At 55.8% G+C, this 3,968-nt stretch carries 3 protein-coding genes; all 3 read left to right on the plus strand.

Features of this window, described 5'->3' with window-relative positions:
• Positions 1-115: 115 nt before the first annotated feature.
• The 3 genes from FRY97_RS21555 to FRY97_RS21565 all read left to right on the plus strand — a co-directional run bounded on the left by FRY97_RS21555 (position 116) and on the right by FRY97_RS21565 (position 3,452).
• Entirely contained in the window at positions 116-688 is a 573-nt protein-coding gene (locus FRY97_RS21555) for a DUF6580 family putative transport protein (protein ID WP_147169690.1), read from the plus strand.
• A 95-nt stretch (positions 689-783) separates the two neighbouring features.
• The gene (locus tag FRY97_RS21560) at positions 784-1,854 is read left to right on the plus strand and encodes a mannose-1-phosphate guanylyltransferase (protein ID WP_147169691.1); all 1,071 of its coding nucleotides are present in this window, start codon (positions 784-786) and stop codon (positions 1,852-1,854) included.
• A 131-nt stretch (positions 1,855-1,985) separates the two neighbouring features.
• Positions 1,986-3,452, plus strand: a complete 1,467-nt coding sequence (locus tag FRY97_RS21565) for a glyceraldehyde-3-phosphate dehydrogenase (protein WP_147169692.1) — start codon at positions 1,986-1,988, stop codon at positions 3,450-3,452.
• Positions 3,453-3,968 lie beyond the last annotated feature (516 nt).

Genomic DNA, 3,968 nt, shown 5'->3' on the forward strand with positions numbered 1-3,968 from the left:
TCAGCAAAGGCGATATTTTTTGCAGGGGGGATAAATCCTGTTATTTTTGCGTTGCCCTTTGCCACACCGGCCAAGCGGGCATTTTCATCTTACCGCTGATATTGAAAATTAACTTATGAACCGAAAAATCGAGTTGCGCCCTGGAATCATTAGCCTTATGATTATCGCAGCAGCCCTCAGCCGCCTGCTGCCCCACCCTTACAACTTTACGCCCATTGGAGCCATCGGGCTGTTCGGTGCCGCTCATTTCTCTAAGAAGTACCTGGCGGTGCTCATCCCTTTTGCGGCCCTGTGGGCCAGCGACCTCATCCTTAACAACGTGGTTTATGCTCAGCTCTACCCTTCTTACTACAAAGGCTGGGCCTGGTTCGGGCAAACCGCCCTTTACGTCTATCCGGCCTTTGCCCTCATCATCGGGCTGGGGATGGTAGCGCTGAAAAAAGTGAAGCCGGGCAACATCCTTGCTGCCAGCTTGGGGGCTTCCGTGTTGTTCTTCCTCATCACCAATGCGGGGGCTTGTTTCAGCAGCCCGCAGTACCCCAATTCCTTTTCTGGCCTGATGGCAGCCTACACCGCTGGCATCCCTTTCTTTTGGAATACCTTGGCAGGAGACCTTTTCTTCTCAGCTGTGCTCTTTGGCACATTTGAGCTGATACAGCGCCGGGTGCCACAACTACAGGCAAACTAAACCTGTCATTTGTGTAAAACAAAAGGCGCGGTTGTCTCAGCCGTGCCTTTTGTTTTGGCCCTCCTCTTTTACCTTCTCCCCAAATCCAACGCCTCATGCAAGAGAACACCTACGTAGCAATTATGGCCGGCGGCATTGGCAGCCGGTTCTGGCCTGCCAGCCGGGAAGAACGCCCAAAGCAATTCCTCGACATCATGGGGGCTGGCCAATCCCTTATCCGGCAAACGTTCGAGCGCTTCCGCAAGCTGTGCCCGCCTTCCAACATCTTTGTAGTCACCAATAAGCAGTATGCGGCCTTGGTCAAAGCGCAAATACCCGAACTGACGGATAACCAGATCCTCACGGAGCCTTCCCGAAACAATACGGCACCCTGCATTGCTTACACTGCTTTCAAGCTGCAGGCCCTCAACCCTGAAGCCAATCTGATCGTCGCCCCCAGCGACCATATCATCGCCAAAGAAGAAGCCTTCCTAAAGGCCCTACAGCAAGGGCTGGCTTTCACCCGCCAAAACGATGCCCTGCTCACCCTCGGCATTACCCCTACCCGGCCGGACACCGGATATGGCTATATTGAGGTGGACGCCCAATCGCGGGTGGAAGAAGGGCAGGTCCTCAAGGTCGCTTCTTTCCGGGAGAAGCCTGGCCTGGCCACCGCTGAGCAGTACCTCGCAGCAGGCCATTACTTCTGGAATGCAGGGATTTTCATTTGGCGGGCATCTGCTCTGCTCAATGCCTTTCAGGCGCATGCCCCTGAAATCCACCGCATCCTTGGCGAGGGCATCCCGGTCTACAATACCGATGCAGAACAGGCCTTTATCGACAAAGCCTACCCGACTACCCCCTCTATTTCTGTGGACTATGCCATCATGGAGCAATCCAGCCAAGTGTATACCCTCCCTGCTGATATTGGCTGGTCAGATCTTGGCACCTGGGCCTCCTTACATGCCGAAAGCCCTAAGGATGAAGATGGCAACGCGGTACAGGGCGGGCAGGCCTATCTGGAAGACTGCTGGAACAACCTGATCCGGGCGCCAAAAGACAAACAAGTGGTCATTGGCGGGCTGGAAGACTTCATCATCGTGGACGAAGGGGGCGTACTGCTCATCTGGCCTAAAAGCCGAGAGCAGGAGATCAAGGGCGTAGTGGCTTCGCTGTCTGGAAAATAGCCCCGCGCACAAGGAGGGAGTCAGGGCAGGGAAATCGAAGGCCACGGTAGGGCGAAAAGGGCAGAAGACTTACCTTTGTGCCACCAAACCAAATTATAGCCGGGCCCACTCCCGTAAAACCTTGTTCATTTATGCAAACTGAAACGTTAGCCCTGCGCGAGCAGGCGCAAAATGCCCTAGACCATTGGCGGCAGGAAGAGAAGATGGCTTTAGCGCTATTGGCTGCCGTGGGCACCCTACGCTTTGACCATGGCGTTGAGCTCGTCCTTTTCCGCCAAGACCTCTACGACTGCCGCCCCAGCACGGTGCTGCAACACCACCACTTGGCTGCTCAGTACGGCGCCCGAGAGGTAGCTATTGCAGACACATTGGCTTTGGCGCAAGCCGTACAAAAACTCGCCCTGCCCCCTGCAAAAATTGACCTTGGGAAATTAGCCTTGGAATGGAGCGGCAAAGCAGAAAGCGCTACAGATTTCCTCTCCCGCCAGCTGAAACACATTATTGGGCAGAGCCCTCGCTTTGATGCCCACAAAGATGTGGTGCTCTACGGCTTTGGCCGCATTGGAAGGCTAGCGGCTAGGCGCATCATCGGTGCCACCGGCCGAGGGGAGCAGCTCCGCCTAAAAGCCATCGTCATCCGCCCGAAAATGAAAGACCGGTACGAGGAAGCGGTGAAAAGAGCCGCCCTGCTGCAATCGGATTCTGTGCACGGCAACTTCCACGGCACCATCGAAGTTGCCGAGAGCGGGGAAGAGCTCCTCATCAATGGCAACCGCATAAAGCTGATTTATGCGGGCTCCCCCGAAGAGATCGACTATACCCAATATGGCATCCTCAACGCCATCCTGATCGACAACACCGGCGTATGGCGCGACCGGGAAGGGCTCAGCAGGCACCTGCGCCCGGGCATCAGCCAAGTCTTGCTCACCGCCCCCGGCAAGGGCGATGTCCCCAACATCGTACACGGTGTAAACCAAGATGCTGCCGATCAGGACACCGAGCAGCTGTTCAGCGCAGCTTCCTGCACGACCAATGCGATCGCCCCTGTCCTAGCGGTATTGGAAGAAAAACTGGGCATTGAAAATGGCCATGTCGAGACCATACACTCGTATACCAACGACCAAAACCTGCTCGACAATTTCCATAAAAAGCCAAGGCGCGGGCGGGGCGCACCTACCAATATGGTGCTGACCTCAACCGGAGCAGCTAGCGCTGTCGCTAAGGTCATGCCTGGGCTGAAAGGCAAACTGACCGGCAATGCCATCCGGGTGCCAACCCCTAATGTGTCCTTAGCGGTGTTAAAGCTCAGCCTGAAGGCCCCTGCACAGGCCGAACAAATAAATGAGCTGCTGAGGGCAGCCGCTATGTCAGGCGGGCTGGTAGAGCAGATCCGGTACTCCAACTCCACAGAGTACGTATCCAGCAATGCCGTGGGCAGTACGGCTACTTCTATTGTGGATGCCCCTTCTACACAGGTCTCCCAAGATGGCCGCAACGCCGTGGTTTATGTCTGGTACGACAATGAATATGGCTACACCTGCCAAGTAGTGCGGCTGGCCAAACACCTTGCCCGTGTACGGAGGTACCACTACTATTAGGCTGAGCCGCTGGGCAGCATACTCCTTCCTGGGCGCGCGCAAATCCGCTTGTCTTTTTTTTTGCCTGCCCCCTCCGGAAGGATAGGGGCCTGCACCTGCCTGCGGGCAGGTGCCGCTATGCTCCGGGGCTCGCTATCCGCTCGGCCCTATCGGGCGTACCCCCCTGCGCAGCGCTAGGCCAATGCCAGGCTAGCGCCCGAACGCCTGCGATGCTCTGGCTTACGCCCTGCTGGGCTAGTGGTCTGCCAAGTGTTAATTTATGGGTTGAGTGGGAGCGAATTTTGAGGCTAAATCAAGGCGGATGTCCCCGCGCATAGCAGCGCTACGTAAGCGGTTGTCCAACGAAGAGTAGCCTCAAAAGTCGCCGCAGGCAACCCCTAGTTTTAGCCTTGACAGACCACTAGTAGGCTTCGCCAGAAGAAAATAGATTTGTAAATTTACCATAAAAAATTTAGGCGAATGGGTAGGAAACTGATTCCAGTTGAATTGAAGCCCTCCGAGGAGTCGCTCCTCCGT

Origin of the sequence: Phaeodactylibacter luteus (assembly GCF_007993045.1) — a bacterium.
Lineage (GTDB): Bacteria > Bacteroidota > Bacteroidia > Chitinophagales > Saprospiraceae > Phaeodactylibacter > Phaeodactylibacter luteus.

What these genes read in the sequence shown, in the direction of transcription:
- FRY97_RS21555 (WP_147169690.1), top strand. Translation starts at nt 116, where the DNA reads ATGAACCGAAAAATCGAGTTGCGCCCTGGAATCATTAGCCTTATGATT.
- FRY97_RS21560 (WP_147169691.1), top strand. Translation starts at nt 784, where the DNA reads ATGCAAGAGAACACCTACGTAGCAATTATGGCCGGCGGCATTGGCAGC.
- FRY97_RS21565 (WP_147169692.1), top strand. Translation starts at nt 1,986, where the DNA reads ATGCAAACTGAAACGTTAGCCCTGCGCGAGCAGGCGCAAAATGCCCTA.